Annotated in this window: 26 protein-coding genes; 8 read left to right on the top strand and 18 right to left on the bottom strand. The window is 69.9% G+C overall.

Annotation, left to right across the window (positions count from 1 at the left end):
* Positions 1–21: 21 nt before the first annotated feature.
* Positions 22–369, bottom strand: a complete 348-nt coding sequence (locus ACAV_RS22505; protein ID WP_013596874.1) for an HPF/RaiA family ribosome-associated protein — start codon at positions 367–369, stop codon at positions 22–24.
* 253 nt (positions 370–622) lie between these two features.
* Between ACAV_RS22505 and ACAV_RS22510 the strand changes: the two genes are divergently transcribed.
* From ACAV_RS22510 to ACAV_RS22535, 6 genes are all read left to right on the top strand, one after another.
* Positions 623–1546, top strand: a complete 924-nt coding sequence (locus tag ACAV_RS22510; RefSeq protein ID WP_013596875.1) for a gamma-glutamyl-gamma-aminobutyrate hydrolase family protein — start codon at positions 623–625, stop codon at positions 1544–1546.
* A 264-nt stretch (positions 1547–1810) separates the two neighbouring features.
* Positions 1811–2428 (top strand): Csu type fimbrial protein, encoded by a 618-nt coding sequence (locus tag ACAV_RS22515; protein ID WP_013596876.1) that lies wholly within the window; start codon positions 1811–1813, stop codon positions 2426–2428.
* A 43-nt stretch (positions 2429–2471) separates the two neighbouring features.
* Entirely contained in the window at positions 2472–3059 is a 588-nt protein-coding gene (locus ACAV_RS22520) for a spore coat protein U domain-containing protein (RefSeq protein ID WP_013596877.1), read from the top strand.
* Complete coding sequence (locus ACAV_RS22525) at positions 3053–3916, top strand: fimbrial biogenesis chaperone (protein ID WP_013596878.1); 864 nt, start codon at positions 3053–3055, stop codon at positions 3914–3916. Before ACAV_RS22520 ends, ACAV_RS22525 begins: the two co-directional genes overlap by 7 nt.
* The gene (locus tag ACAV_RS22530) at positions 3903–6323 is read left to right on the top strand and encodes a fimbria/pilus outer membrane usher protein (protein WP_013596879.1); all 2421 of its coding nucleotides are present in this window, start codon (positions 3903–3905) and stop codon (positions 6321–6323) included. The genes ACAV_RS22525 and ACAV_RS22530 overlap by 14 nt, the downstream gene beginning before the upstream one ends.
* Positions 6320–7294 (top strand): Csu type fimbrial protein, encoded by a 975-nt coding sequence (locus tag ACAV_RS22535; RefSeq protein ID WP_013596880.1) that lies wholly within the window; start codon positions 6320–6322, stop codon positions 7292–7294. The genes ACAV_RS22530 and ACAV_RS22535 overlap by 4 nt, the downstream gene beginning before the upstream one ends.
* A gap of 6 nt (positions 7295–7300) precedes the next feature.
* Here ACAV_RS22535 and ACAV_RS22540 read toward each other — a convergent pair whose 3' ends face one another.
* The 3 genes from ACAV_RS22540 to ACAV_RS22550 form a co-directional block, all read right to left on the bottom strand.
* Positions 7301–7771: an FKBP-type peptidyl-prolyl cis-trans isomerase gene (locus ACAV_RS22540; RefSeq protein WP_013596881.1), complete on the bottom strand. Its 471-nt coding sequence runs from the start codon at positions 7769–7771 to the stop codon at positions 7301–7303.
* Positions 7772–7892: 121 nt separating this feature from the next.
* On the bottom strand, positions 7893–8942 hold the full coding sequence (locus ACAV_RS22545; RefSeq protein WP_013596882.1) for a pirin family protein: 1050 nt from the start codon (positions 8940–8942) through the stop codon (positions 7893–7895).
* Positions 8943–9070: 128 nt separating this feature from the next.
* Entirely contained in the window at positions 9071–10414 is a 1344-nt protein-coding gene (locus ACAV_RS22550; protein ID WP_013596883.1) for a gamma-glutamylcyclotransferase, read from the bottom strand.
* On the opposite strand from ACAV_RS22550, the gene ACAV_RS24950 reads away from it, so the two are divergent.
* Positions 10413–10724: a hypothetical protein gene (locus ACAV_RS24950; RefSeq protein WP_167539388.1), complete on the top strand. Its 312-nt coding sequence runs from the start codon at positions 10413–10415 to the stop codon at positions 10722–10724. The genes ACAV_RS22550 and ACAV_RS24950 overlap by 2 nt on opposite strands.
* A 193-nt stretch (positions 10725–10917) precedes the next feature.
* On the opposite strand, the gene ACAV_RS22560 is transcribed toward ACAV_RS24950, so the two are convergent.
* The 12 genes from ACAV_RS22560 to ACAV_RS22605 all read right to left on the bottom strand — a co-directional run bounded on the left by ACAV_RS22560 (position 10918) and on the right by ACAV_RS22605 (position 22996).
* The gene (locus ACAV_RS22560) at positions 10918–11388 is read right to left on the bottom strand and encodes a GyrI-like domain-containing protein (RefSeq protein ID WP_011797611.1); all 471 of its coding nucleotides are present in this window, start codon (positions 11386–11388) and stop codon (positions 10918–10920) included.
* Positions 11385–12545 carry a mechanosensitive ion channel family protein gene (locus ACAV_RS22565; protein WP_013596885.1) on the bottom strand — a complete coding sequence of 387 codons (1161 nt, stop codon included), beginning with the start codon at positions 12543–12545 and terminating at the stop codon, positions 11385–11387. The genes ACAV_RS22560 and ACAV_RS22565 overlap by 4 nt, the downstream gene beginning before the upstream one ends.
* A 184-nt stretch (positions 12546–12729) precedes the next feature.
* Complete coding sequence (locus ACAV_RS22570) at positions 12730–13116, bottom strand: hypothetical protein (protein WP_013596886.1); 387 nt, start codon at positions 13114–13116, stop codon at positions 12730–12732.
* A gap of 174 nt (positions 13117–13290) precedes the next feature.
* Complete coding sequence (locus tag ACAV_RS22575) at positions 13291–14997, bottom strand: phosphoethanolamine transferase (RefSeq protein ID WP_013596887.1); 1707 nt, start codon at positions 14995–14997, stop codon at positions 13291–13293.
* Positions 14998–15137: 140 nt separating this feature from the next.
* Complete coding sequence (locus ACAV_RS22580; RefSeq protein ID WP_013596888.1) at positions 15138–16208, bottom strand: SDR family oxidoreductase; 1071 nt, start codon at positions 16206–16208, stop codon at positions 15138–15140.
* Between the two features lie 118 nt (positions 16209–16326).
* Positions 16327–17586 (bottom strand): hypothetical protein, encoded by a 1260-nt coding sequence (locus tag ACAV_RS22585; RefSeq protein ID WP_013596889.1) that lies wholly within the window; start codon positions 17584–17586, stop codon positions 16327–16329.
* Positions 17587–17750: 164 nt separating this feature from the next.
* A complete protein-coding gene (locus ACAV_RS22590) occupies positions 17751–18341 on the bottom strand; it encodes an exopolysaccharide biosynthesis protein (protein WP_013596890.1) in 591 nt (196 codons plus the stop codon).
* 229 nt (positions 18342–18570) lie between these two features.
* Positions 18571–18813: a hypothetical protein gene (locus ACAV_RS24800; RefSeq protein ID WP_013596891.1), complete on the bottom strand. Its 243-nt coding sequence runs from the start codon at positions 18811–18813 to the stop codon at positions 18571–18573.
* A 57-nt stretch (positions 18814–18870) separates the two neighbouring features.
* Positions 18871–19491 carry a hypothetical protein gene (locus tag ACAV_RS22595; protein ID WP_013596892.1) on the bottom strand — a complete coding sequence of 207 codons (621 nt, stop codon included), beginning with the start codon at positions 19489–19491 and terminating at the stop codon, positions 18871–18873.
* 58 nt (positions 19492–19549) lie between these two features.
* Positions 19550–20407 carry a DUF6216 family protein gene (locus ACAV_RS24805; protein ID WP_157768807.1) on the bottom strand — a complete coding sequence of 286 codons (858 nt, stop codon included), beginning with the start codon at positions 20405–20407 and terminating at the stop codon, positions 19550–19552.
* 41 nt (positions 20408–20448) lie between these two features.
* Positions 20449–22296 carry a DEAD/DEAH box helicase gene (locus ACAV_RS22600; protein ID WP_013596893.1) on the bottom strand — a complete coding sequence of 616 codons (1848 nt, stop codon included), beginning with the start codon at positions 22294–22296 and terminating at the stop codon, positions 20449–20451.
* A 94-nt stretch (positions 22297–22390) separates the two neighbouring features.
* A complete protein-coding gene (locus ACAV_RS22605) occupies positions 22391–22996 on the bottom strand; it encodes a class I SAM-dependent methyltransferase (RefSeq protein ID WP_013596894.1) in 606 nt (201 codons plus the stop codon).
* Positions 22997–23131: 135 nt separating this feature from the next.
* Between ACAV_RS22605 and ACAV_RS22610 the strand changes: the two genes are divergently transcribed.
* Complete coding sequence (locus tag ACAV_RS22610) at positions 23132–23989, top strand: alpha/beta fold hydrolase (RefSeq protein ID WP_081463146.1); 858 nt, start codon at positions 23132–23134, stop codon at positions 23987–23989.
* Here ACAV_RS22610 and ACAV_RS22615 read toward each other — a convergent pair whose 3' ends face one another.
* Together ACAV_RS22615 and ACAV_RS24270 are read right to left on the bottom strand one after the other, a co-directional pair.
* A complete protein-coding gene (locus tag ACAV_RS22615; RefSeq protein ID WP_013596896.1) occupies positions 23990–24373 on the bottom strand; it encodes a VOC family protein in 384 nt (127 codons plus the stop codon).
* A gap of 192 nt (positions 24374–24565) precedes the next feature.
* Positions 24566–25600 carry a YopT-type cysteine protease domain-containing protein gene (locus ACAV_RS24270; protein ID WP_013596897.1) on the bottom strand — a complete coding sequence of 345 codons (1035 nt, stop codon included), beginning with the start codon at positions 25598–25600 and terminating at the stop codon, positions 24566–24568.
* Positions 25601–25657 lie beyond the last annotated feature (57 nt).

Consider the following 25657-nt stretch of genomic DNA (forward strand, 5'->3'; position numbering starts at 1 on the left):
CGGACGGGGCCGCGCCGGCCCTTACTCCGTGGCGGTCCGGATGGTTTCGCGGCCGTTCTTGTCCTTCAGCCGTCCGAGGTCGGTATCGATGGCACGGGCCAGCTTCTCCACGGCCGCCATGAAGGCATCGGCGACCTTGTCGGCATCGGCGTTCACGGCGATCGGCTGCCGGCCGGCGAGCCGCGCCTCGGCCACGCAGCGCTTGTCGCCTCCGCCGGACTTGCCTGCATCGAGGTCCGACAAATGCACTTCCACGCGGGTCAGGTGGTCGCGGAAGCGCGCCAGCCGGCTGGCGGTTTCGGTCTGGACCCATTGGACGAGCGACTCGCCGCCCTGGATGTGTTCGTCGTGCTGGACCTGTACTTGCATGGATGCCTCCTCGGTGGGAACGAAAAAAAGATGCTCTGTCACCCCGAGAGTCGCGGCGGCTTCCGGAAATGCAAGAGGTGCCCCGCCACGGCTGTGCTTCCAAAGGTGACGGAACGCGCAACCTCACGCACAAAGGCACGCACGTTCGCCGCCCCATGGGTCGGTGAAGGCAGGGCACGAAGGGCACGAGACCCCGGCGAGCGGGCGGCGGGTTCCTACAGCAGAGTCGCGCGGGATGGGCTAAAAATTCCCCATGCTTGATGTCCCCCCTTTCCGCGGCACGTCCCCTGCGCGGCGTGCCCCGGCACTTCCGGCCGCCCAGCGGCTCAAGATCGGGTTGTCCGCCTGCTTCTCGCATGCCGACCCCGCCCGGTCGCTGTTCACCAACAAGACGCTGCAGTACGTCGAACAATCCATCGCGCACTGGATCATGTCGGCCGGCGCGATGGTCGTCATGGTGCCCTGCCCGACCGGTGAAACGGCCCGCGGCGACGTGACCCTGGCCCACTACGCCGAATGGCTGGACGGTGTCGTGATGCATGGCGGCGCCGACGTGTGGCCCGGCAGCTATGGCGAGGTGCCGCTGAAGGATGCCTGGCTCGGCGACCGCATCCGCGACCTGTACGACCTGGCCGTGGTGGAGGCCTTCGAGCAGGCCGGCAAGCCGATCTTCGGCGTGTGCCGGGGGCTGCAGCTCATCAACGTCGCTTTCGGCGGCACGCTCTACCAGGACATCGAGACCCAGCACCCGGGTGCCCAGCAGCACCGCAACGCGGTCACCTACGACCAGCATTTCCACGAGGTGGAGATCGTGCCCGGCACGCGGCTGTCGCAGCTGTATCCGCAGCAGCCGCGCATGGTGGTCAACAGCATCCACCACCAGGGCATCAAGAACCTGGCGCCCGGCTTCGAAATCGAGGCCTGGAGCCATCCCGACGGTGTGCCCGAGGCGATCCGCCGCAACGCCCACTCCGGGCGCGGCTACATCGCCGCGACGCAGTGGCACCCGGAATTCTTCAAGCCGGGCGCCTCGCAGACCATGGACGACGCGCCGATCCTGCATGACTTCCTGGCGGCCTGCATCCGCGCGAAATCGCGACCTGCGCCCGGGCACAGTCCCTTCCGGATCCGCGACCGCGCGGCCCGGCTGCTGCGTCAGGCCCTGCTGCGGCGCTAGCCGGCGCCGCGCCGTGCCGATGCAACTCGGCAGTAGCGCAGGCCGTCGGCGGCGGCTGCCGCTTGCTATGGAATTCCCCCTATACACAGGCATTCCCATCGCGTTCAACATGCTGTACAACAACGCATCAGTGGTGGCTTGATCCATCCGCGCTTCCCTAGCAGGAAGCAGCTTTTCAGGGGGCAGGGGCAAAAACGCCACGGACGGCGGCGAGCGGCACAGGCCGCAGCTTCCGCACCGGTTTTTTCTGTGGAGGAGAAAGCGATGGAAGCGATATCCACCCATCCGGCACCGCGACAGGGCCGGATTGCCGGGCGCAAGGCCCGCCCCCTGGCTGCCGCAGCCGTGCTGGCGCTGGCCGCAGGCGCTGCGCCGCTCGGTGCGGCCACGCTGTCGGGGGTGCTCGGCGCGCGCATGATGCTCACCTCCGGCTGCGTGATCAACGGCGGCCCGGGCACCGTATCGGGCGCGGATTTCGGCACGCTGGACTTCGGATCCCGGCCTGCGACGTTCGTGGGCACGGCCACCGCCACGGCCAGCGGCGGCGAAGGCGGCGCGGGGGCCACGCAGATCGTGTGCTCGCCCGAGATCACCGCGTTCAGCATCACGATCGACAGCGGCACCCATGCTGGACAAGGCGCGGGCATCGGCACGGGCACGCGCGCGATGTCCAACGGCAGCGCCTTCCTTCCCTACGACGTGTACCGCGATCCGGGCCATACGGTGCCCTATACGGCGGCCACGGCCGTCACGGGCATCGCCGTGCCGTCGGCTGGCAATCCGTTCACCCTGCCCATTTATGGCCTGGTGAACAAGACCAACGCGGTGGCGCTCCCCGCAGGCCTCTACACCGACCAGTTGCAGGTCACGCTGACCTTCTGAAACACGGACCGCCGGTGCCTCCGGCGGCGAGGGAGATCTTTCGATGCCACATGCCATCCGCGCCGCGGCGTGGCGCGGGGGGGCTGCCGGCCGGCCGGCAGTGCGGACTTCGGCCGCTCCGCTGCTGTGCCTGGCCACGCTGCTGCCGCTGCCCGCGGTACCCGCCACGATCCCGACCACGGCCACCCTGTCGGTGAACGCCGCCATCGTGCGCGGCTGCCTGGTGTCGGGTGCTCCCGGGCAGGTCACGGGCGTGAATTTCGGGACGATCGACTTCGGCACGCACTCCGCCGTCCGCACCGGCAGCGAGACGCGGCTCTCCGGCTCCGGTGCCGGCGGGCAGGCACTGATCCAGTGCACTCCGGGCACGGCCGTGCAGGTGGCGGCAGATGCCGGACAGAACGCGCAGGGCAGCCAGCGCAGGCTCTCCAACAGCGCGGGCGCCTATGTGCCCTACGCGCTGGCGCTGGCCACGGCCCCCGCCACGGCGCTCGTCCCGAACGTGCCTGCCGGCCTCACGCTCGGCGGCAGTGCCGCTGCCCTGCCGTTCCAGGGCACGGCCACGTTCCCCGGGTTCGGCCTGCCGGCGGGCGTCTATACCGATACCGTGCAGGTGACGCTGTCGTGGTAGGTAGCGGTCCGCCGTCCCCCCTTCGCAGCCCGGACCGCAGGGCCTGCCTGCGGCTGACCGCCTCGGCGCTGGCCTGCGCGCTGCCGGCGGCCCTGCCGGGTACGGCGCACGCGGCTGCGCCGCTGATGATCTGGCCGGTGGATCCCGTCATCGCGGGCGAGCAGCGGGCCGTCGCGCTCTGGGTGGAGAACCGGGGGACGGAGCCGGTGGCCATGCAGGCCCGGGTGTTCGCCTGGCACCAGGAAGAGGGCGACGACCACTTCACACCCCAGCAGGCCGTGGTGGCGAGCCCGCCCATCAGCCAGATCCCCCCGGGGGCGCGGCAGATGGTGCGGCTGATCGCGACCCAGCCCGTACCGCCCGGGCAGGAACAGGCCTTCCGGGTGCTGCTCGACGAATTGCCGGCGCCCCCCGCCCCGGGAGCCATGCAGGGCGCCTCGCGGGCAGCGCCCCCCGCCCAGTTCGGCGTGCGGCTGCAGATCCGCTATGCGATCCCGCTGTTCGTCTATGCCCCCGGCACGCTGGGTCCGCGCATGCCCGCCACCCACGCGGACCTGTTGTCCTCCCTGGCGCCGGGTGACACGCTGGAGCCGGAGCTGCGCTGGAGCGTGGACCGCAGCCCGGACGGCAGGCAGCACCTCGTGGTCCGCAACACGGGTGCCGGCCATGCGCGGCTCACGGCCGTGCGCTGGCAGGCCCCGGGCCGGGACGGGCCGGTCGTCACCCCGGGGCTGCTCGGCTACGTGCTGCCACACAGCCAGCGGCGCTGGGTGCTGGACGAGCCCCCCCCCGCCAAGCCGGAATTGCTTGCCACCATCAACGGACGCGAGGCGTCCCTGCCCCGTGCCGAGCCATGACACCGCGGGCCGCCGCCCTGCCCCCGCGCGTGCCCGCCGGCTGGCAGCGCTGCTGGCCTGCCTGCCCCCATGGCTGTCCGCAGGCGACCTTCCGCCGCCGCCATCCGCCGCGGGCCCGTCCACGGAAGCCACCGCCCTCTACCTGGAGGTGGAAGTGAACGGCCGGCCCGGAGAAGGACTCGTTGCGGTCCGCCAGCGCGGATCGCACTTCGAAATCGATGCGGCTGCGCTGCGGCGCCTGCACGTGCAGACCGACCAGCCCGACGGCACGCCCGTGGCCGTGGACACGCTGCCGGGCGTTTCCGTGGCCTATGACAGCCTCGCGCAGCGCCTGCGCATCGACGTGCCGGCGCAGTGGCTGCCCATGCAGCGGCTGGCCGGGGAATCGCCGGAGGATGTGGCGCTCTCCCGGGGCACCGGACTGCTGATGAACTACGAGTTCTACGCCACGCGTACCCAGGGCCGCACGGCCGCCTCGCTGTGGACGGAGCAGCGCTTTTTCGGCCTGCACGGGGTGGTTTCCCACACGGGCGTGCTGCGCCGCGTGGACGGCGGCAGCGGCAACGGCTACCTGCGCTACGACACCGCCTGGACGGATATCGACGCCGGCAGTGCCACGGCCTGGACGGCGGGGGACCTGATCACCGGCGCGCTGCCCTGGACCACGCCCGTGCGCCTGGGCGGGGTGCAATGGGCGCGCAACTTCGCAGCACGGCCCGATCTGGTGACGTATCCGATGCCCGAATTCGCCGGGCAGGCGGCCGTACCGTCGGCGGTGGACGTCTTCGTCAACGGCTTCCGCGCCAGCCGGCACACCGTGCAGCCCGGACCGTTCACTCTGGGTGAATTGCCGGCCGTGAACGGCGCCGGCATGGCGTCCGTGGTCACCACCGATGCCCTGGGCCGCCAGGTGGTGACGTCCGTGCCGTTCTACGTCAGCAGCCAGTTGCTGCGCCCGGGGTGGACCGATTACTCGGTCTCGCTCGGGGCGCTGCGGCGCGGCTACGGCCTGCGCAGCTTCGCCTATGGCCGGCCGCTGGCCGCAGGCGTGCTGCGGCGCGGCGTGACCGATGCGGTCACGGTCGAGGCCCAGGCCCAGGCCGCCCGCGGCCTGGGCGTGCTGGGCGCGGGCGGGCTCGTGCGCTGGGGCACGCTGGGCGTGTTCAATGCATCGCTCACCTACGGCCGCGCAGTGCCTGGCGACACCCTCCTGTCCGATCGGCGCGGAGGCTGGCAGTGGAGCGCGGGCTACCAGTACAACACGCCGCGCGGCGGGATCTCGCTGCTGGAAACGCGGCGCCTGCACGGCTTCGGAGATGCCGCGGACTATGGCGGCAGCCTGCAGCCATCGCGCCTCAGCCGTCAAGTGAATGCAAGTCTGGTGGTCGGCTCCGCGTCGCTGGGCGCGGGATGGGTCGATCTGCGCGGCGCGGGCGCGGAGCGCAGCCGGCTCGCTTACGCCAGCTACAGCACGCCCCTCGGGCGCGACGCCTTTTTCTCGTTGACGGCGGGCCGCACCGTCGAAACCGGGGAGACCCAGGTGCGCGCACAGCTGACCTACCTGCTCGACCCGCTGCTGACGGCGCAGGCCGCCGCGGCGCACACCGACGGACGGACGCAGGGGGAACTCGGGCTGCAGCGCAGCCTGCCGAGCGACGGCGGCTTCGGCTGGCGCATCGCCCAGACCCGCGGCGGCGGCCCTGCCGGCGGCACGGGAGGCAACTACCGCCTCGCGAGCGCGCAGTACCAGGGCCGGCACGGCATGGTGCAGGGCGGCCTCTTCGGCGCGGCCGCGGACACCACGCACTGGGCGGGTGCCTCCGGGTCGCTGGGCGCCATGGATGGCTACGTGTTCGCCGCCAACCGCGTCACGGACGGCTTCGCGCTCATCTCGACGGACGGTGCGCCCGGCGTGCCGATCACGGTCAACCACCAGCCCGCGGGGCGCACCGACGGGCAGGGCTACCTGCTGGTACCCAACGTGCCGGCCTACTATCCCGCGCGCTATGCGATCGATCCGCTGTCGCTTCCGCCGGACGTGCACACCCCCGCACTGGAACGCCGCGTGGCCGTGGCGCGAGGCACGGGCACGCTGGTGCGCATGCCGGTGCTGCGCATGCGCACGGCCACCCTGACGCTGGTGGACGCGGATGGCGTGCCGCTGCCGCCGGGCAGCGCCGTCGTGCACGAGCAGGGCCAGGTACCCACGGTGGTGGGGTGGGACGGCGTGGTCTACCTGACCGCGCTGCACACGCGCAACACGCTCGCTGTCCGCACCCCCGACGGGCGGGAATGCCGGGCCGCCTTCGATGCCGCGGAGCATGCGGCGCAGCGCGACCTGCGCGTGGTCTGCCGCGAGGGCGGGGCGCAGCCCTCCACTGCCAAGACTGCGGAGGAGGCGCTGTGACCGGCGCACCACGCCCGGCACGGCAGCCGCGGGGCACCGTCCTGCCGTTGGCGACCGCCGGCCTGCTGGCCGCCCTTTGCCACACGGCGTCGGCCGATTGCGTGAACAGCGAAACCGGCGGCAACCTCGGCACCGTGCCCTCGCAGCGCGTGCTTTCCGGCCCTGCCATCACCACCACGGCGCAGTTCACGCTGGGGTGCGGCGGCATCGTGCTGTCCACGTTGGGCACGCCGACAGTGCAGGCGAAATTCGTGAGCCCCACGACCGGGCTCACGCTCAAGGACGGGGCGAAGCCGGCCATTCCCTACCAGATCACCAACCTGGCGGGCGCCAGCTACACGCAGGGCCTGCTGGTGATCAATGCGAGCGGCGCGAACGTGCTCGCGCTGCTGAGCAACAACACGGCCTCCGTGCCGCTGCGCGTCACCACCGCGGTGGGCGCGAACGTGCCCGCCGGCACCTATACGGACACCCTCACCGTGAACTGGACCTACGCCAACATCTGCGAAGGCCTGCTCGGGGTGGGCGGCCTCTGCGTGGGCACGCCGCGCAATGGCAACGTGAACCGCCTGCTGACCGTGCAACTGGTGGTCACGAACGACTGCACCCTGTCCGCGCCGAACGTGCAGTTCGGCTCCGCCCCGCTGCCGGCAGCCTTCCCGGCGGTGTCCGGCAATGTCTCGGTGGTCTGCACGCGCGGGCTCTCCGTGACCGTGGGGCTCGGCCCGGGTACCTATCCGTCGGCTGGCCGCAGGCAGATGGCCAGCGGCGCGAACCGGCTGGCCTACGACCTGTTCCGGGCCGACGGCAGCCTCTGGGGCACGGCCGCGGGCACGCGCACGGCCGGAACGGCCGTCACGGACGGCACCACGCCCATCGTGCTGCCCTACACGGCGCGCATCTACGGCGACCAGGCACCGCCGCCGCCCGGGGTGTACCAGGACAACGTGGTGGTGGACGTGGAGTATTGAGCGGTATCAGTGGTGGTGGCCGTGCCCGCCATGCACATGGCGGTGGGCGACCTCATCGGCCGTGGCCGGTCGCACCTCGGTCACCTTGCAGGAAAAGCGCAGGGCCTGGCCCGCCAGGGGGTGGTTGCCGTCCAGGTGCACCACGGGGCCCTTGATCTTCACCACATTGAAGAGCTGCGGCTGGCCGTCGTCGCCGACGCCGCGCAACTGGCCGCCCACCTTGACGCCGGGCGGGAATTCGGCCTTGGGAATGGTGCGCACCAGGCTCTCGTCGCGCTCGCCGAAAGCATCCGCCACCGCCAGCTCGACGGTGGTGGCGAAGCCGGGGGCCTGGCCGTCCAGCGCTGCCTCGACCTTCGGGAACAGGTTCTCGTAGCCGCCGTGCAGGTAGGCCACGTGGCCCGAATCCAGCGGCTTGCCCTCGGGGCTGGTGATCTTGTAGCTCAGGGTGACGGCGGTGTCCTTGGAGATATTCATGGCGGCAGGGTGCTGGCGGTACGGTGGAGTCGGAAGAAAAAAACGTGCACCGATTGTCCCGCATCACCGGCTGGCAGCGCACGCCGCCGGCCCCGGGCCCGGTGCGGGATCACGGAGCGGATCAGGACGCGATCGCCGCGGGCACTTCGTCGGCAGGCTCGCCGGGACGCCGCGCGAAACGGCGCGCCTGCGGGCCGTGCACGGGTGCGCCGTCGCCCCAGGGCCAGCCGCCGAACTGCGTGCGGCGATAGTCCGCCAGCGCCTGGTGGACCTGCGCCTCGGTGTTCATCACGAAGGGGCCGTACTGCACCACGGGCTCGCCCAGCGGGCGGCCCTGCAGCAGCAGGAACTCGGCCACCTGTTCGGTGCTGCCGTTGACCAGTTCCACCGCGGCGCCTGCGCGCAACTCCAGCGCGGCATGGCCCACGGTCTCGCCGGCCACGCGCACGCCCTCGCCCGCGAAGTGGTAGAGCATGCGCCGCGTGCCCTCCCCTACCGCGGCAGGCAGGGTGTAGCGCGCGCCGGGATCGAGCCGCAGCGTCCAGATCGCCACGTCCGAGGCATCGCGCGCGGCCCAGGAATGCGGGGGCGGTGCGAGCGGCTCCGCATTCGCTCCGGGCACACGCCCGGCGATCACGGTGAGCTCGGTGCGGTGCCCGGCAGCGTCGGTGGACACCAGGCGCGGGATGTCGCCGGCCCAGAACATGGTGAAGTGCGGCGGAACCATCTTGTCCGCCGCGGGCAGGTTGAGCCAGATCTGGAACAGCTCGAGCGGGTTGGGCTGCTGCGCGTCCAGCAGCGGGAACATCTCGGAATGCACGATGCCCTGGCCCGCGGTCAGCCACTGCACGTCGCCCTGCCCGAAGCGGGCGGCAGCGCCCAGCGAATCGGCATGGTCGATGAGGCCGGTGCGCACGATGGTCACGGTCTCGAAGCCGCGGTGCGGATGGGGCGGGAAGCCGGGCACCTCGTCGCCGTGGTACATGCTCCAGCCGTCCTTGCGCGAGAAATCCTGCCCGATCTGCCGGCCCGTGAGCGGCGCGTCGGGCCCCAGGCGGCCATTGCCGCGCGGGTAGGCATCGTCGTGGTGGGCGCAGAAAAGGAAGGGGTCCAGCGTGGGCCAGAGCGGGCCCAGGGGCTGGCTGCCGAGCAGGGGGGAGGGGGTGGACATGCGTGGATTCTCCAGAAAAGCTCCAAAACACGTGGGGGTGTCCGCGACAGTCCCAAGGCCCGGTGCCTGCAACGCACCGGCGCACAGGTGGAACGATCGTCCCTGCCCACGGGTGCGCCGCAGAGCTGTCAATGCAGGCGCCGGCGCTTTGCGTCGAAGGGATCCTGCAGCGGAAGCTCCAGCCCGCCCGACACGCCGTCGATATCGCGATGCAGGAAAACCGCCACCGCGATGCCCTCTGGCGTATCGAACACCGCACACACCTCCGGATGCGCCAGGGCCTGCGGGTACCGCTGCACGTCGAAGGCCACGGCCTGCAGACTGAACAGGCCCTGCATGCCGCTGCGGGCATCCGATTCGCTGTACAGCAGATGGCGGCCATATCCCTGCTCGCCCATGGCGGAGGCCGCATAAACCATGGGGTCGAAGCCCTGCCCCTTCAGCAGCGCCGGCAGCTCATGGGCCAGGGCCGCGCGCAGGTCGCCGCCCTCCAACCGGACCGCGCCAGCACCCTCGCCCGACAGCCAGGCCGCCAGGGCCGTATCCAGCGTCCGCTGGTGCTGCCGGTGCGCGGCGAGCGCGGCCGGGCTGCCGGGTTGCGCATATACCGCCGGCAGCCGCGCCTCGGCCCGGCCGAGCCAGCCCTGGTGCCCGTGCCACGTGCCGCGCGGCACGGCGGCGCCCACCATGGCATCGAGCGACAGGCCGCCGTCCGCGGAGCGGCTGGACGTGGCGATGCGGTAGGCCTCGGCCAGCAACGGATCGGGCGCATCGCCCGACGCTTCGAGCCGCTGCATCCCTGCCTTCCAGTAGTCGGCGCTCGGCCCGCCGTAGCGCTTGCCATCGCGCACGAACCCGCCCTCGCCCGCGATGAAGAAGGCCAGCCGCCCGGCGGTCAGCCCCGCCGAGTCGCCGAACACGCTCCGCAACGACTTGGCGCCATCGGGGTTGGTCTCGAACAGCAGCGCATGCACCGTGCTGCCGTCCTGCAGCGTGACGGGCCGCACCGCCGGCTGGTACATCAGGCTGGAGCGGGGCCGGCCCTGCGCATCGGGTGGCGCGCGCAGGTCCGCCTCCGCGCCGATCTCGCGCGTCAGCAGCACGGTGAGCAATTCCTCCGCCCGATCGAAGGGCAGCTTCAGGAGCGTGCCGGGCACCTGCCCGCCAGGGGACGGCGCGATGGACGCCACGGCGCCGGGATGCTGCGGCCGGCCCCGGTATTCCGTGCTCGCCACGAAATCCATGCCGTAGTCGCCGATGCGTGCAGGAACCGTGTCACGGCCTTCCCGCACCTCCTCCTGGCTGGCCTTGCCGAGCTCCCGGTAGTTGTCGGTGCGCAGCGACCAGTGGCCGAACACGGGGATGAAATCGAGCCCTTCGGCCTCGACATGGCTGCGCAGCGCCTGCACCGCGGCCGCCAGCGTCTCCCGCTCCCGGGCGTTCAACCGCTGGCGCTGCGCGGGCGGCAGCATGGCGATGCGCTCCCAGGCCGCATCGGACAGGGCCGGGCGCGCCCCGGCGGCCATCGCACCCGCCGCACCCGCCGCACCTGTCACCGACGGCAACACGGCGGCACGCGGCCGCGGTGCGCCCGATGCCGACGCGGCCGCCGGAGCAGACCGCCGTGGTGCGCCGGACTCGGGCAGCCTGCCGGAGCGGCCCGACGTTGCGGAGGTGCCGGACGACGACGGGCTCCCGGCGCCGGCCGGGACGGTCGTGGCACGGGGGGAAGAAGGAGGCGTGATGGATGGAGAGGAAACCATGATCGGAGAAAAGACATGAAGATGGGGAAACTGTGCGGTTCCCTTCCATGGAATCCCGATCACCGGCCGAAGCCGGGACATGCAGCCCGAAGCCATGCACGTGCCACGCGCTCCGGGATGTGGCTGAAAACTCGAAAAACGGATATACGGGCAGCCATCCGGCCACACCTCGCATAAGGATTTCCTCCTGCGGGGCCGCCTCAGGGACCGTCTCAGTCCGCGAGCGGCTGGATCAGCTCCGTGCGCCACCCGCCCGGGTCGCTGCCGGTTTCCGGCCCGGTGAGGTAGCGCTCCCACACATCCTCCGCCGGCCGTACGCCCTGGGCACCGATCCACCGGTGGAATGTCTCCCACGCCTGCGGCAGGTCTTCATAACGTCCGCGGTACTCGGTGCGCGCCACGCGCATGGCCGGCCACTCGCCGGGCTGCAGGCCGCCGTCCGGCCCGGGGCCGACGGGCTTGTCCACGGGCACGCCGAGATGGAACTCGAAGGTGTCCGTGGGGCGGCGCAGATGGTGGGTGAAAAGCGGCCCGGCGGGAGAAACGCCCTGCGCGGCGAGCGCGTCCATCAGGGCGCGCACGCTCCGGCCCATGACCTGCTGGATTTCCTCGCGCGTGCACGACACGGGCCAGAGCGCGGCCGGCTGCGCCTCCATCTGGACGATGCGGGGGGTTTCGATCATGGGGACACCTCCTGGGAAGAACCGCCGGCCTCCGGGACGTCGGCACGCGCGGGTGGAACCATCTGCACCTGGCGCACGGGCACGCCGAACTGCACGCCCAGCGTGCCCAGCTCGCGCAGGATCGCGAGATTGATGGCCTGCTGCACGTCCATGTAGGCGTTGTAGCCTGCGTCCAGCACGATATAGACCACCTCGTATTCGAGTGCATTGGCGCCGAAGCCCTTGAGGTGCGCGCGGTCGAAGCGCACCTTGTCCTGCGCCTCGATGATGCGCTGCACCACCTGGGCGACGGCCTCGGCCTGCGCCGCGGTGGTGGCGTAGCTCACGGAGAAGGTGAAGACGATGCGCCGCTCCTGCAGGTAGCGGTAGTTGTTGATGGTCTGCTTGAGCAGGTCGGTGTTGGACATCACGACCTGCTCGCCGCCCAGGCTGCGGATGCGCGTGGTCTTCACGCCGATCTGCTGCACCGTGCCCGCCACGCTGCCCACCACGATGAAATCGCCCACCTCAAAGGGCTTGTCCACCGCGATGGCGAGCGAGGCGAAGAGGTCGCCCAGCACGTTCTGCACGGCCAGGGCGATGGCGATGCCGCCCACGCCCAGGCTCGCCACGAAGGCCGTGATGTTGACCCCGAGGTTGGCGAGCATCGCCAGCACGATGGTGGCCCACAGCAGGGTGCGCAGCCCCCAGGACATCAGCGTTCCCGAGGCGCTCACCTGCACCGACGGTGCCCCCAGGTGCCGCGCCTCGTATCGCCGGATGGCGATGCCGATCGCGCGCGTTCCCCACAGCGCCATCTGCAGCGCCAGCGCGATGAACCAGAGCTGTCCCACGCGCGCCTGCCAGCGCGGCGCCAGGTCCAGCATGCCCACGCCGACCAGCAGCGCCACCAGCAGGATCAGCAGGTGGCTGGTGCCGCCCAGCACTTCGGCGGCCACGGCCGCCACGCTGCCCGCCCCCTCGCGCCCCTGCGCGGCACGCGCCTCGGCGAGCCGCCGGGAGCGCCGCTGTGCCAGGCCCAGCAGCAGCGTGATGCCCAGGTACACGCCCAGCGCCGAGGCGACGGCCAGCGCGATGCTAGACAGCGAAAGGCCCCAGACGGTCTCGTCGCGGAACCAGGACAGGAGGGAGGCGGTGGAGGGGGCGTCGTTCAGCATGCAGCTCCTTGCTCGATGGCCCGCCCCGCCTCCCGCGATGGGGAGGAGCCGGAGCGGCGTCGGTGGAAGAAAAAAGAAAGGAAAGAAATGCGGCAGCGGCCCATGGCCAGGGCTGCCCTGCCACCCTGTTCAGGATGGCTCCGGCACGTGGCGGCCCGGCCGTACCGGCGCCAGCGCTGCGGGCTCAGACATCGGCCGCGATGGCCGGCTCGCCCTTGCCCAGGGCATCCAGGGTGACGTGGATCTGCGGAGCGTCGATCAGATCGGGCCGCTCGCCGCCCACGTCGGCCAGCGCGGTGAACTGGCCGTCGAGGAACAGGAAGGTGATCGCACCCACGATGGCAGCCAGCGCATGTTCGGGCGATTCGAAGCCGCCCGCGGCGATCTTCTCGTCGGCATCGAGCTGGTAGGCGTAGCCGGTGCCGTCGCGGTCCAGGCGGCCCAGGTCGATGAGCTTGTCCTTCACGTTGCTCGCATAGACGCGGCCGTTGGCTGCGTAGAACGTGAAGGGCACGGCAGTGGGCGCGGCAGCGGCAGCGCGGACGCCGGCGGTGGGGGCGGAAGACTTCATGGCGTGTGTCCTGTGCTGGTGGTGCCGCGGCGCCGTGGAGCGTTCGGGGAAGCAGCCGGAACCGGCATGCGGCGGGGCAGGCCGCGCGCAGCGGCTGGAGCCATCCTAGGCACGCATCGCGCCAGCGGCTGTAGGAGGAGGCCCCACACGGCCACTCCCCCTTCCGCGCGATCATCAGTGCGCGGCCGGCCCGGGCTGTGCCTGCGCGCCACGCGCTTCCGCCAGGGCCGCCACTTCGGGCGGAGACCACCGGTAGGCCCCGCTGAGCACGTCGCGGTCGGCCCGGTAGCCCTTCCAGTCGATGCGCAGCAGCTGTACCAGCGTATGGCCCGCCCAGTCCGCGCGCAGCGGGCGCCGCTCCAGCCCCTGCGGGGCCCGCGGCGCGCGGCCGTTGTGCCACACCATGGCGGGAATGCGGTAGCCCGCGGGCGTGGAGGGGCTGTGCCCGGCCCAGTTGGCGCCATGGCCCACCTCCTGCCCATGGTCGGAGAGGTACATGAAGGCCCGGTAGCCGCCTGGCGTGCCGCCTTCGCGGGTACGCCGCAGGATGGTGGAGACGATGCCGTCGTGGTAGAGCACCGCGGCGTCGTATTCCTCGCGCCGGTCCCGCAGCCAGGCCGGCCTGCCGGCGCGTGCCAGGCTGGCATCCACCGCATCCGGCCGGTCGTCGAAGGGATTGGCGCCCTCCGGAAAGCGCAGGTCGTAATGCGGGTGCGCGCCCATGAGATGCAGCACGAGCAGCTTGCGCGGCGCGGGATCGGCCAGCGCCTCCTCCAGGCAGTCGAGCACCTCGCCGTCGAGCGAGGCGCCGGAGCGGCCGGGCGTGCGGTTGTTCATCTCGGTGATGTCCGCCATGCGCGCATGCACCTGCTCGATGCCCACGTCGTCGTGGTTGCTCATCCACCAGACCTTGTAGCCGGCCGCGCGCGCGATGGCCAGCGCATGCTGGGGGTGTGCCGCATCGGGCTCGCCGAAGCGGAAGAAATTGCGCAGCGCGGGCAGCGTGGTCGCATCGGCCGACCAGGCATGGCGAAAGGCCGTGAACGCCTCGCCCAGCACCGCCTGCTGCGCCTGCAGCCCCGGCGTGGTGGGCCGGCCATAGCCGTAGAGCGACATGTTGTCGCGGTTCACGCTGTCGGAGATCACGAGCACCACGAGCGCGGGCCCGTCTTCCGCCATGGAGGGGGCATCGGCGCGCGCGCGTTCGAGCAGCGCCTGCCGCGCGCCCTGCTGGCCGGCCCAGTCGGCACGCACGTGCTCCACCTTGTCGCCCCACTGCGTCCAGAAAAGCACCGGGTGCAGCCGCCGCCACGGCTTGCTGGCATAGGCCGCGGCACCCGGCAGCATCACCGCGCCGCCCAGCCCCCACAGGGCCGCGCGGCGCGCGCGCGATGGTGGCCGGGGCCGTTCCCGGGCCGATGGCTCCGGGCTGCGCAGCCCCCGCGACAGGCAGGCCGCCAGGACCACCGCCACCGCCATCACGCCGCATGCCGCGAGCAGCGCGGCGCGCCAGTGCATGCGCAGGTATTCCGCGCCCTCGCGCGCATTGGTATTGGCCACGGCACCCAGCACCATCGCGCTGTCCGGCGCGGCCTGGTAGGCATCCAGCAGGTAGGCGCGCGCCACGCCGTCGAGCGCGAACGCCATCGCCCAGGCCCACAGCAGCGCCGCCCGCAGGCGATGCACCCAGGCGCGGCGCACGGGCCGGAACAGCCACACGAAGGGGGGCGCGGCCAGTGCCACGAGCTGCGCCACGCGCTTGCCGTCGTGGCCCAGCACGATCAGGCCCAGGGCCAGCAGGCCCACCAGCAGCAGGGGAAGCCACGGACTGCGCAGCAGCGCACGCCCACGGGGTACGAACCAGGAGAGCGAAAACACCATGGAAGGGCGGTCTGTCGCGGGCCCCGGCATCGCCCGGACCCGCAAAAACGCGGCATTGTGCCGCGCCCGCAATGCCCCCTCGCCACGGTCGAGGTATGGATGAGCTGTCGCCGCCCGGAGCGGCCGGCGTGGTCTGCGGGTCAGCGCCGCTGGCGCCCGGCCCACCAGCCGTAGGCGATGCCCGCCACGCCCAGGGCCGCCACCAGCCCCAGCGCGCCCGCACGGCGCTTGCGGTGTCCGCCGGCCACCGCCGTGCCCTGCGAGGGCGCGAAGAGGTTGCCATCGCTTTCGGGCTCCGGGTGTGCCCTGGCGAGGCCCCAGTCGGACAGGCAGCGCATCCAGCGCGCCACGGTATCCGGAGCCACCGCATGCGCCACCCGGCCAGGCAGCGCGCCGAGGCCCATCCAGGTCACGGAGCGGGGGCGCAGGGCCCTCGACAGCCCCACCACGGCTTCGGCGACCCGGTGCGGATCGACCATCGGCAGCGGCGGCCGGATGCGGCGGCCCGTGTAGTTGGCGCCATGCGAGAGGCCGGGCGAATCGACGAAGGTCGGCGCCACGTCGCAGATGTGCACGTGCGGCAGGTCGGACACCTCGGCGCGCAGGCTTTCGGACAGGCCGCGCAGGCCGAACTTGCTGGCGGTGTAGGCCGCGGCGTAGGGCGCCGGCACCCAGCCACCCAGGGAAATGAGGTTGATGAGCCGGCCCGCACCGCGCTCCCGGAAATGCGGCAGCACCGCATGCGCGCCGTGCAGGTGCCCCAGCAGGTTGGCCTCCAGCACCCGGCGGTGGGCCTCCACGGGCACCTCGTCGAAGCGGCCGATCGCACCCACGCCCACGCCGTTCACCCAGACATCGATGCGCCCGAAATGCCGCAGCGCCTTCTGCGCGAGCACGCGCACCGCGGAGGCATCGGTGACGTCGGTGGGCACGCCGATGGCATGGCCGCCGGCCTTGCGGCAGGCCAGCGCCACGGGGGCCAGCGTATCGGGGTTGCGCGATGCCAGCACCAGGCAGGCCCCGCGGCGCGCGAAGGCCAGTGCGGTGGCATGGCCGATGCCGCTGGAGGCTCCCGTGATGACTACCACCGGATGCTCAGGCACGTGGGCGGCGTCGGCCTCCCGGGCCTGCGCGTCCGCGTCGGCCGTCTCGGGATCGGAGGAAGAGGGATCTTCGCGCAGGGCGCGATCGGGATCGTCGGAAAGGGGCATGGAGATATCCTGCAAAAGCGATGCCCGGCCCTTGTGGCCGGGCTCTTGCCCCGGTTGTAGGCCATGCGGCGGCACGGCCGCGTAGGACGATGCCGGACGCGCCCCTGGTCCCGCCGGATCAGTAGCCGTTGTCCAGCGCCTCCTGGGCGGCCCTGCGCTCGGCATCGTCGGCGGCCATGCGCTCGGCGGCGGTGGTCGGGATGCCGTCCATCAGGCCCATGCCGCCCATGCGGCGAATGGAGCGATCGGCATCGCGCACCATGGCGTCGAGCGCGGCGTAGTTCTCGAAACCGCGCAGCACGGCTTCCAGCTCATGGCGCGCCGCGGGCGGCAACTGATGCTGCTTGAGCGCCGTCCTGAGGGTCTCGGCCTTTCCGGCCAGATCCCTGACGGGGCCGAACTGCGCCTGCGCGCTGCGCAGGGCTGCGGCATTGCTGCGCAGCGCCTGGGCCTGGAGGCGCAACTCGCCCGCATGGCGCAGGGAGCGCGGGTCCACCGGAGCGGGCGCGCCAGAGAACCCGCGCAGCGCCTGCATCTGCCGGGCACCGCCACGGTCGGCTCCGCTCAGGATGTTGTTCATCAGGATGATGGGTTCGCGCTCCTGCTTGAGCGCCTCGATGGCGTCCTCTGCAGCGTCGGCCGTCTTGTAGTCGCCCGCCTCCTCGGCTTCACCGCTCAGCATGACCAGGTCGTTGATTTTTCTGGACGAAGCATTGAGCCGCTCCTGCAGCGCCTTCGCCGCCTCGGCCACCTGGGCCGCATGCGACTGCTGCGTCCGGCCCGGGCTGGCTGCGGGCACCGCATGGCGGTGCAAGGCCGCCCCGCCGTGTCGTTCGGCCCGCGCTCCGGATGCGGAGGGCCTCGCACGGGCCGACAGGGGCGTCGCTGCCGGCTCCGCCGCCATGGCAGCGACGTGCTGCAGGCCGACCGGCGGCCGCGCGGCCGCCTCGTGCGTTGCCGGCCCCGGCACGCGCTGCATGCGGGCCGGGGTGGTACCGGCGGCCGGTGTTTTCTGCGGCGGTGGCTGGAAATGCTGCGCCGCCATCGGATGGAGCGACGTGCCGAAGGCATGCGGAGCCGGCCGCGTCGGAGGAGGCGTCGCCCCCTGCGGCCTGGGGGCCGCGCCGTAACGCATGGGCTGCGCATGGGTCTGCCCCTGTGGGGCGGCGTATCCCGCGGTCCCGGGCCGCGCGGCGTTGCGCGGCGCCATCGACGCGGATTGCGAACTGTTGTGGCGGGCACTGAGGCCTTCGGGCTGTGCATGCTGCTTGCCCGAGGAGGGAAGCTTGGTATAGCCGCGGGCCCTCGCGGACAGCTGGCTGAACCCGCCCTGGACTATCTGGGCCCCCTGGTTGAACAAGCGTGTGACTGATTTCATCGTTGTGCTCCGGATGCGAGGCACGGCGTGGCCGGCGATGCGCCAGCACTCCGCGGTGGATCGCGGTGACATGCCTTCCAGCATGCGCCCGCCGCATCCCCGGGGCGTGGCACGCTCCGAAGCCATGCACTGCGGCACGAAAGGCCGGATGCGGCACGGCGCCGTCAGGCCATCCAGACCAGCAGCCCCACGGCCAGCCCGGCCAGCGCCATCGCCCCGAGCATCAGCAACCCGTCGCGCGCCATCACCGACAGGCCGAACATCGCCACCGCCGACATGGGCGCGGAACTGGCGAACGGCACCAGTTCCAGCGGCGGCACCGTGCAGGCCAGTGCGATGCAGCCCGCTGCCGCCACCCGGGTGAACACACCGCCCGTCAGCGCGCACAGCCGCCCGTGGAACCAGCGGTCGGCGCGCTCCGCCCAGGGACGCAGCGCGCGCACGGCACGCGACAACCGCGCCGCGCCCAGGCTGCGCCGGGCCAGGAAGCCGGGCACCCACACATGACGGCGGCCCGCGAGCATCTGCGCCGCGAACAGCACCACCACGCACGCGAGCGCCGTCGGCACCCCGGGCACCGCCCCCACCGGCGACAGCTCCAGCAGGGCCGGCACCACGAGCAGCGGACCGTAGCTGCGGCGGCCGAACGCCGCCACCATGTCCTCCACGCGCACCGCGCCGGACCGTCCGGCCAGCGCCGCCATCTGGTCGAGGATGTCCGCCAGGCTTTCGGCATGTACCGCGCGCGGTGGCATGGGCCCGGCGGGGGCATGGGCAGAAGCCGCCGGATCCGGGACAGAGGAAAGGGTTGAAGGATCGATGCTGCGTTTCATGGGCGGGCACGGGGGAGTCGGTGCGCGGCCTCGCGTGGCGGGCCCGCGGCACGACACGGCGGCTTGCAAGCGCCTTTCCCACTGTGCAGCCCGCGCCATTCCGTGTGCTGTAGGACGGCTCCGCCCCGTCCCGCCAACCCGTGTGGCGATGTCACACAGCGCCAGGGTGCTGCGCACGCAACTGCGCCAGCGCCTCGACACAGGAAAGCTGCACGAGCGCCTGTGCGGCCGGGTGGTGCGCTGCGCAGAAATAGGCCAGTCCTTCGGGATGCCGCAGTCCGGACGCCTCGGTGCCTTCGTAGTCGATGAACTGCACCCAGGCCCCCTGCGGGCCTCCACGGCCCGCCTCGTCCGCTCCCGAGATACCGCACACCGGACAGACTGCGGGGTTCATGGTCCGGGTCCCAGGGCCATCACGAACTTCCTCCCCACTTGCATGAATGCGATGCGATCAAGGCATAGGCTTCTGCACGAAATCCACGCGCAGGCCACGCTCCGTCACCGTGATGGGCCCGGGCTGCATGCCCAGCCCGTCGGCCAGCGCCAGGTCCTGCGGGCGCAGGGTGTGCAGCACCACCTCGCCGAGCGACTGCGTGGCCAGCTGCTGCGCGTAGGCGTTGAGCATCTCGGACGCAGACGACCGGAGCCCATCGATGCGCAGCGAATTGACGTGGATCTGCTGCGCGCGCAGCGTGCGGTCGGAGGGCTCGTAGCGCAGCCCGAAATCCACGTCGAGCGAGCCGGAGGCATCGCGTGCGCCATCGGACACCGCCAGCCCTGAAGCGACCACGGGCAGCACCGCGTTGATGCGGTTCTGTGCCGGCAGCAGGCGCAGCGCGGGCACCTGCACCTCCAGGTTCAGCAGTCCGCCGAGCCGGTAGCGGCGCGGCAGCTTTTCGGCCAGGGCGTCCTGGATCTGCGGCGTGGTGATGGTGTAGGAGGGCTGGGCCTGCGCGGGCGGCGTGATCAGCGCCGCGCCCAGGCCCACGGCACCGGATAGCAGTGCGACTGCGCGGCAGAAGGCACGCCGGGCGGGCTGCAGCGGGACGTATTGGTGAGGAAAGGTTGGCATGTGTTGAATTCTGGAACCAGAATACGTGAATGCAAACACTCTGGTGTAACACTTGATCTTACTTTTGATCAGCCCCTCCAAAATCAAGCTCCATCTGGCCTGCAGAAACATGCGGACTCAAACGGCGCCTGAGCAACTTCATTGCAGCCGTATAGCGAATAAGCTTTCCAAGCACAAACCAAGCAGAAATAATAAAAATCATGCCAAAAATAACAGACGCAGCCCGCTGCTCGGCAAGTTTTTCAGAATAATAATTCTTGAATGATTTATCAGGCATGAACTTACAAATCAAATTTAATTCATCAATATGAAATCCTGTACGCACCGCCTCCAACTCTCTTGATTTTTGGCAATCTTCAATAACAAATTTTTCGTCCTCAGAAGCCCATATCCTTCTGACGTATGTTTCTCTTGCAAAAAAATAACGCTGACTTTCCGTAAACACCAAGCCAAGAGATGGGGAAATGGATGACGCTATGATGATTGCCCCGACGATCAAAAGCACCAACGAAGAGCCGAATGTCATCCATCTATTTAAATAACCAGGAAGCTTCTCCTCCACCACTCTCCTGCAACTGAAGTCAAAATACTCTCCGCAATCGCGCAAATCCTTCAAATCTACCTTGTAAAATTGGCACCATTTCACTATGTCATGCACACCCTGTATGTCTCGCATGGAGACACCCGAAAAAAATCGGAAGGCCGACACATTAGTCAACTCATCTACATAAGCTCGAACTACTGAATCGGATATCTCATCTTTGCCATGCACCAGAGACCAGAGGCGACGGCGCAGCATATGAAGTGACTTCGTAATATATAAAGTAAAAACAAAAGCAAGAAACAGGCCTACACCAAGAATTATGGGTGCCAACGCCGCAATGTCCGCGAGTTTTAGATTAGCTGCATCAGTCACGCAACCGTCCCTTTCCTATTTTCGAGTAAAACGCGCAGGGCTCAAGCCGCCACCCCCACCCCATCCAGCCGCTGCGCAAACGCCCCCTCCCCGCTCGCGGTGATCACCAGCCGGTGCGTGGCGCGCGTCGCCGCCACGTAGAACAGCCGGGCCTCCTCGCGCTCGTCCTCGCCGTCGGATGGCATGTGGCCCGCGCCCACCAGTGCCACCACCGGGAACTCCAGGCCCTTGCTGGCATGCATGGTCATCACCTTCACGGTGTCGTCCGCCGGGTGGAAGCTGCCCGTGCCCTTGCGCACCTGGTGCGGCAGGCCCTTGTGGCGCAGCGCGGTGGCGCACTCCTCCATCTGCGCATAGTGGCGGCACAGCACGGCCATGTCGCCCCAGGCGTGGCCTTCCTGGTGGGCCGCGGCCAGGCGGTCGGCCACCTGGGCGGCCTCGGCGCGGAACGAGGGCAGGCGCACGACCACCGGCGCCTCGCCGTCGCGTCCGCAGCTCACGGGCTGCAGCAGGGGCACGCCGTCCTCGCCGCTGTCTTCGGGGGCGAGCAGGTCGGCCGCGATCAGGTGGGCGGTCTGCAGGATCTGGCGCGTGTTGCGGTAGTTGATCTTCAGGATGGACGTGCGGCCCTGGGCCTGGATGCCCACGCTGCGGAAGCTGAACTGCTTCTGCCGCGCGCGGGCATAGATGCTCTGCGCATCGTCGTAGAGCACCAGCAGGTTGTTGGTGGCCGGGTCCACCATCCGGGAGACGAGCCGGAGCCACTCCGGCTCGAAATCGTGCCCTTCGTCGATCAGAACGGCGGCGTACTGCGCGCTGGGAATGTGGCCCGTGTCCACGCCGCGCACCACGCGGTCCACCATGTCCGCGAAGAAGGCCTCGCGCGGCAGCGACGGCGCCGGCAGGCCCTGCCCGTAGGCCACGAGCTGCGCGCGCGCCCATTTGTGGAAATGCAGGCAGTGCACGCGGTCGCCCAGCCCCTTGGCCTCCATGGCGCTGGCCAGCTTCACGGCCAGCGGCTCGTTGTAGCAGAGCACCAGCACCGGCTTGGCGCCATCGGGCAGCGCGCCGTGCAGCTTCGCGAGGTGCTCGGCGCGGTAGCCCAGGATCATGGTCTTGCCCGAGCCCGCCACGCCATGGATCACCCGGTGGCCCTCGCCCAGCGAGCGCGCCAGCTGCTCCTGCTGCAGATCCATCACGCGCAGCAGGTCCGGCACCTCGTCCACGCCGCCGCACTGCGCGAACAGCGCGCCCTGCACGGGCACGCGCACCTCGGGGAACATGTGCCAGCGCACGCGGTCGATCTGCGGCAGCGACATCGCACCGCCGAAGGCATGCGGAAACATGCGCCAGAGCCGCTGCTGGAAAGCCTCGGGCTCGACGTCCTCGAGCATTTCGTCCTGGCAGACCACGTAGTCCGGCGCGATCGCCTCCGCCAGCCCCGCCGCCTCGAATTGCCGGCGCGTGATGCGCGTGAACACCACGCCGTGTCCCCACGGGAACGCCAGCTTGCCCTGGTGCGGCCCCGCGGGCTGCACCAGCTGCGGATCGCGCTCCAGCGCACGCACCAACTCCAGCGCGCAATGGCGGGCCTGCTCCAGCGGGTTCTTCACGATCTTGGGAGCGCTGCCGTCCGGGGCGATCTCCCAGTACTGCCGCGTGGCCTTGCGCACCGTCTCCAGGTGCCAGTCCTTGGTCTCCAGGATCAGCACCCCGCGCCGCGGATGCAGGACCACGAAATCCGGGTAGGTCTGCTTCGGCCCCACCGGCACGTCGTACCAGACCGAGTAATCGCCGTCGAGCTTGCGCTCCAGCCGCTGGGCCAGCCTCCGTTCGCCCGCGGTCATGCGGGATGTACAGCTGCCGATGGCGGGAATGAAAGTCGCCACGGGGAGCCTCCTTCTCTCTGCTGATTTGTATCTATTTGAAATTTTATGCGATAAACAATTTCTTTCTGCCTGATGGAAAGCACAGTGCCGGCGGTTATTCGCCGGCGTATTCGAGTTCGAACAGCGGGACTTCCAGCGAGCGCCGCAGCCACAGCCCCCCGCCCACGGCCCGGAAATGGCGCGACAGCCCCCGCCGGTAGGCCTCGGCGCGGTGGCGGAACAGCGCAGGGTCCGTCAGGTCCTCATCGATGATGTCCTGCTCGTAGTCCTCTCGCGTCACCGCTTCGAGGTAGAGCGCTCCCCGGCACAGGCGCGCCAGGTTGTCGAGCGCGGCCTTCAGGTCCGGCGGGCTCAGGTAGGGCAGCACGCCCTGGCAGACCACCAGGTCCGCTGGCTCGCTGGCGGCATAGTCCACTACCGACCCCTGCTGCCACCCGTAGCGCTCGCACAGGTAGGCGCTGAACTCCAGCCCCTGGTAGCGCGCCTGCGGAAAATGGCGCGCCACGATGTCCTTCCACAGCCCGATGCCGCAGCCCACGTCCAGCACGCGCTCCACCGGCACCCGCAGGTACTTGAGGTAGCTGCACACGAACTGGCCCAGGCGCTCCATGTGCTGCGGGTCCACCACGCTGGTCTTCTTGTCGAAATAGAAGCGCTGGTAATAGGCCTCGTCGAACAGGGTGGCGCTGGCGGATTTCAAAGGCAGGTCCTTGCTGAGCTGGATGAAAGAAGAAAGGATGGGAAGGATTCGGCGGCAGGGAGTATCCCGTATCGCCCCCGGAGGCTGGCACCCCGGTGACGGCCGCACCCCATGGGCCGCCGCACAATGCCGGGCATGAGCGCCCCTCCGCACGCCCTGCCCGCTGACATGCCGGAGCCGATCGCGCACGATGCCTGGGTGAAATCGGCCCGGGGCCGGCTGTTCGCCCGCCGGTGGCAGCCTGCGCCGCGCGATGCCAACCCCGGCACCGCGCCGGCCCCCGTCGTCCTCTTTCACGACTCGCTGGGCTGCGTGGCGCTGTGGCGCGACTTTCCTGCGGCACTGTGCCGGGCCACCGGCCGCGACGTGCTCGCCTACGACCGGCCCGGCTTCGGCCGATCCGGTCCCTGCACAGGCGAGCTGGCGCCGGATTTCATCGCGGCCGAGGCGCACACCAGCCTGCCCGCGCTGTGCTCGGAATTCGGCATCGGCCGCTACGTGGCGCTCGGCCACAGCGTGGGTGGGGCCATGGCCGCCCATTGCGCGGCGGACGGCAGCGGCACCGGTGATTGCGTCGCCCTCGTCACCGTGGCCGCGCAGGCCTGCGTGGAAGAACGCACGCTGGCGGGCATCCGCGAGGCACGCGACCAGTTCCAGCACAGCCCCGAGGCACTGCAGCGACTCGCCCGCCACCACGGCGGCGACGAGCACAAGGCGCGGTGGGTGCTGCACGCCTGGGTCGATACCTGGCTCGATCCCGGTTTCGCCGGCTGGTCGCAGGCCGGCGTGCTGGCGCGCGTGCACTGCCCCGTGCTCGCGCTGCATGGCGACCGGGACGAATACGGATCCCTCGAGCAGCCCGCGCGCATCGCCCGCTGGGCGGCCGGGCCTGCGCGCGTGGAGATCCTGCCCGGCGCGGCGCATGTGCCGCACCGCGAGCGGCCTCATGAGCTCGCGCAGCGCGTCGCGCGCTTCCTCGCGGACCTGCCGTGATCAGGCCTTGGGTGGCCGGTACATGGCGCAGAGCTTGTTGCCGTCCGGATCGCGCAGATAGGCCAGGTACAGCGGGCCCACCGGGCCTTCGCGGTAGCCCGGCGGGTCTTCGCAGGTCGTGCCGCCGTTCGCCACGCCAGCCGCATGGAAGGCATCGGCCTGCTCCGGCGACTGCATCGCGAAGCCGATGGTGCTGCCGTTGCCGTGCGTGGCGGGCTCGCCGTTGATCGGCAGCGTGATGCCGAACAGCCCCCCGGGGCTGCGGTAGAAATAGCGGCTCTTGTTGGCCATGCCGGGCGGCACGCCGATCGTGCCGAGCAGCGCGTCGTAGAAGCGTTTGGATTTCTCGAGGTCGGTGACGCCGACGATGACGTGGCTGAACATGCGATGTGTCTCCTGGAAAGGCCTTGCCGGCCAGGCCGGGCTGTGCGCCGGACTGCTGGATGGGAGAGGGATCGTAGCGGCCGCCAGGTCGGCCATGCGTCGCCCATGCGCGCGGATCCGATATTTTCAGCCAATGCGGTCCCACAACAGCCCTGTAATCGGACCGGGCCATCTGTGGTGTCGAACCGCTAATTAGGAACGAGACAAGCGCTCCTGATCCGCTTTTACGTAGTCCACCAAAAAGTCGAGTGGCGTACTCGAACCGGTATTGTTCGGCCGGACATTGGTCAATGCCCAGTCGAAGGACACATCGCTTTTCAGCCTGTACTTTTCTCGCAACGTTCGCAGGAACTGGGCTGCGTCCTCGGACTTGAATCGAAACTCCCCATGGTTCGGGTCGAAGAACGTGATCATGCCGTCTTCAGGATTTCGGTGCAGGCCCATTTCATGGCCGGTCGTCTTCCAGGCCTTATCTGTGCGATAGAAAATGAGGCTGGCATAGCCATCAATGCTCGCCATCGTGGCGGCTATTTTCGCCGCAGAACTCGTGCTTTTGATCGGCCGCATGTCCCTGGTGATTCCGTACAGCCCGTCGAGGTCTGCTCGCGCCTTCGTTTCCAGCGATCGTCCGAAGCCAGAGCCACGTCTCAAATGCTCGTGGTTCATGTGATATGCTTTTTGAAAAATGAGGGCGTGCTGCATGCCCTCGAACGACCCCACCGCGCTCAGTCTCGTATTGACGCTTCCATCGGGAGCGGCACAGTGGAGATTCATCCATATGGTGGAGAGTCCGGCGCACACCCCACCCGACCCTATTTTGTCGCTCCCGAACGCAGTCTTGAGACCCGTCGCTTGCACAAGTCCGTATTGAAGACTCGACTCGAAAAGGCTTTTATCGGAAGGAGGGCTGCATGCATGACGGCCAAACTTTTCCTTCAGGCGATTAAATATATCGGTGCAGCCCACCGAAGTCCCGGCGGTCTTCGCCGGCTGACCGGTTTGCGCGGCGCGTGAGAGCCGATCCAGACCGGCACGCGGAGCACGCGGCGACGGATCGCCGCCGTGGACGGGCACCTGTCGTCGCGTCAGCCCCGCCGGCAAGCCAAAAGGTGCAGTACTTCTAAACGACTGCGCCTCGGGCAGCAGGGCCGACGTAGCCGGTGCCTGGGTTTCCGAGTGAACTGGGGATGGTGTTGCAACTGAAGGGAAATTGCGCGCAATAACCATGAGCGCTCCTGGGTCCAAGAGAAAGCCTGTCAATTATTCAGGGCTTGCCGCCGCCGT

This window comes from Paracidovorax avenae ATCC 19860 (genome assembly GCF_000176855.2).
Classification (GTDB): domain Bacteria; phylum Pseudomonadota; class Gammaproteobacteria; order Burkholderiales; family Burkholderiaceae_C; genus Paracidovorax; species Paracidovorax avenae.

What these genes read in the sequence shown, in the direction of transcription:
- ACAV_RS22575 (WP_013596887.1), bottom strand. Translation starts at nt 14,997, where the DNA reads ATGGTGTTTTCGCTCTCCTGGTTCGTACCCCGTGGGCGTGCGCTGCTG.
- ACAV_RS22585 (WP_013596889.1), bottom strand. Translation starts at nt 17,586, where the DNA reads ATGAAATCAGTCACACGCTTGTTCAACCAGGGGGCCCAGATAGTCCAG.
- ACAV_RS22520 (WP_013596877.1), top strand. Translation starts at nt 2,472, where the DNA reads ATGCCACATGCCATCCGCGCCGCGGCGTGGCGCGGGGGGGCTGCCGGC.
- ACAV_RS22570 (WP_013596886.1), bottom strand. Translation starts at nt 13,116, where the DNA reads ATGAAGTCTTCCGCCCCCACCGCCGGCGTCCGCGCTGCCGCTGCCGCG.
- ACAV_RS24950 (WP_167539388.1), top strand. Translation starts at nt 10,413, where the DNA reads ATGGCGATGCGCTCCCAGGCCGCATCGGACAGGGCCGGGCGCGCCCCG.
- ACAV_RS22505 (WP_013596874.1), bottom strand. Translation starts at nt 369, where the DNA reads ATGCAAGTACAGGTCCAGCACGACGAACACATCCAGGGCGGCGAGTCG.
- ACAV_RS22510 (WP_013596875.1), top strand. Translation starts at nt 623, where the DNA reads ATGCTTGATGTCCCCCCTTTCCGCGGCACGTCCCCTGCGCGGCGTGCC.
- ACAV_RS22615 (WP_013596896.1), bottom strand. Translation starts at nt 24,373, where the DNA reads ATGTTCAGCCACGTCATCGTCGGCGTCACCGACCTCGAGAAATCCAAA.
- ACAV_RS22610 (WP_081463146.1), top strand. Translation starts at nt 23,132, where the DNA reads ATGAGCGCCCCTCCGCACGCCCTGCCCGCTGACATGCCGGAGCCGATC.
- ACAV_RS22580 (WP_013596888.1), bottom strand. Translation starts at nt 16,208, where the DNA reads ATGCCCCTTTCCGACGATCCCGATCGCGCCCTGCGCGAAGATCCCTCT.
- ACAV_RS22590 (WP_013596890.1), bottom strand. Translation starts at nt 18,341, where the DNA reads ATGCCACCGCGCGCGGTACATGCCGAAAGCCTGGCGGACATCCTCGAC.
- ACAV_RS22550 (WP_013596883.1), bottom strand. Translation starts at nt 10,414, where the DNA reads ATGCTGCCGCCCGCGCAGCGCCAGCGGTTGAACGCCCGGGAGCGGGAG.
- ACAV_RS22545 (WP_013596882.1), bottom strand. Translation starts at nt 8,942, where the DNA reads ATGTCCACCCCCTCCCCCCTGCTCGGCAGCCAGCCCCTGGGCCCGCTC.
- ACAV_RS22540 (WP_013596881.1), bottom strand. Translation starts at nt 7,771, where the DNA reads ATGAATATCTCCAAGGACACCGCCGTCACCCTGAGCTACAAGATCACC.
- ACAV_RS22560 (WP_011797611.1), bottom strand. Translation starts at nt 11,388, where the DNA reads ATGATCGAAACCCCCCGCATCGTCCAGATGGAGGCGCAGCCGGCCGCG.
- ACAV_RS24800 (WP_013596891.1), bottom strand. Translation starts at nt 18,813, where the DNA reads ATGAACCCCGCAGTCTGTCCGGTGTGCGGTATCTCGGGAGCGGACGAG.
- ACAV_RS22515 (WP_013596876.1), top strand. Translation starts at nt 1,811, where the DNA reads ATGGAAGCGATATCCACCCATCCGGCACCGCGACAGGGCCGGATTGCC.
- ACAV_RS22595 (WP_013596892.1), bottom strand. Translation starts at nt 19,491, where the DNA reads ATGCCAACCTTTCCTCACCAATACGTCCCGCTGCAGCCCGCCCGGCGT.
- ACAV_RS24270 (WP_013596897.1), bottom strand. Translation starts at nt 25,600, where the DNA reads ATGGTTATTGCGCGCAATTTCCCTTCAGTTGCAACACCATCCCCAGTT.
- ACAV_RS22565 (WP_013596885.1), bottom strand. Translation starts at nt 12,545, where the DNA reads ATGCTGAACGACGCCCCCTCCACCGCCTCCCTCCTGTCCTGGTTCCGC.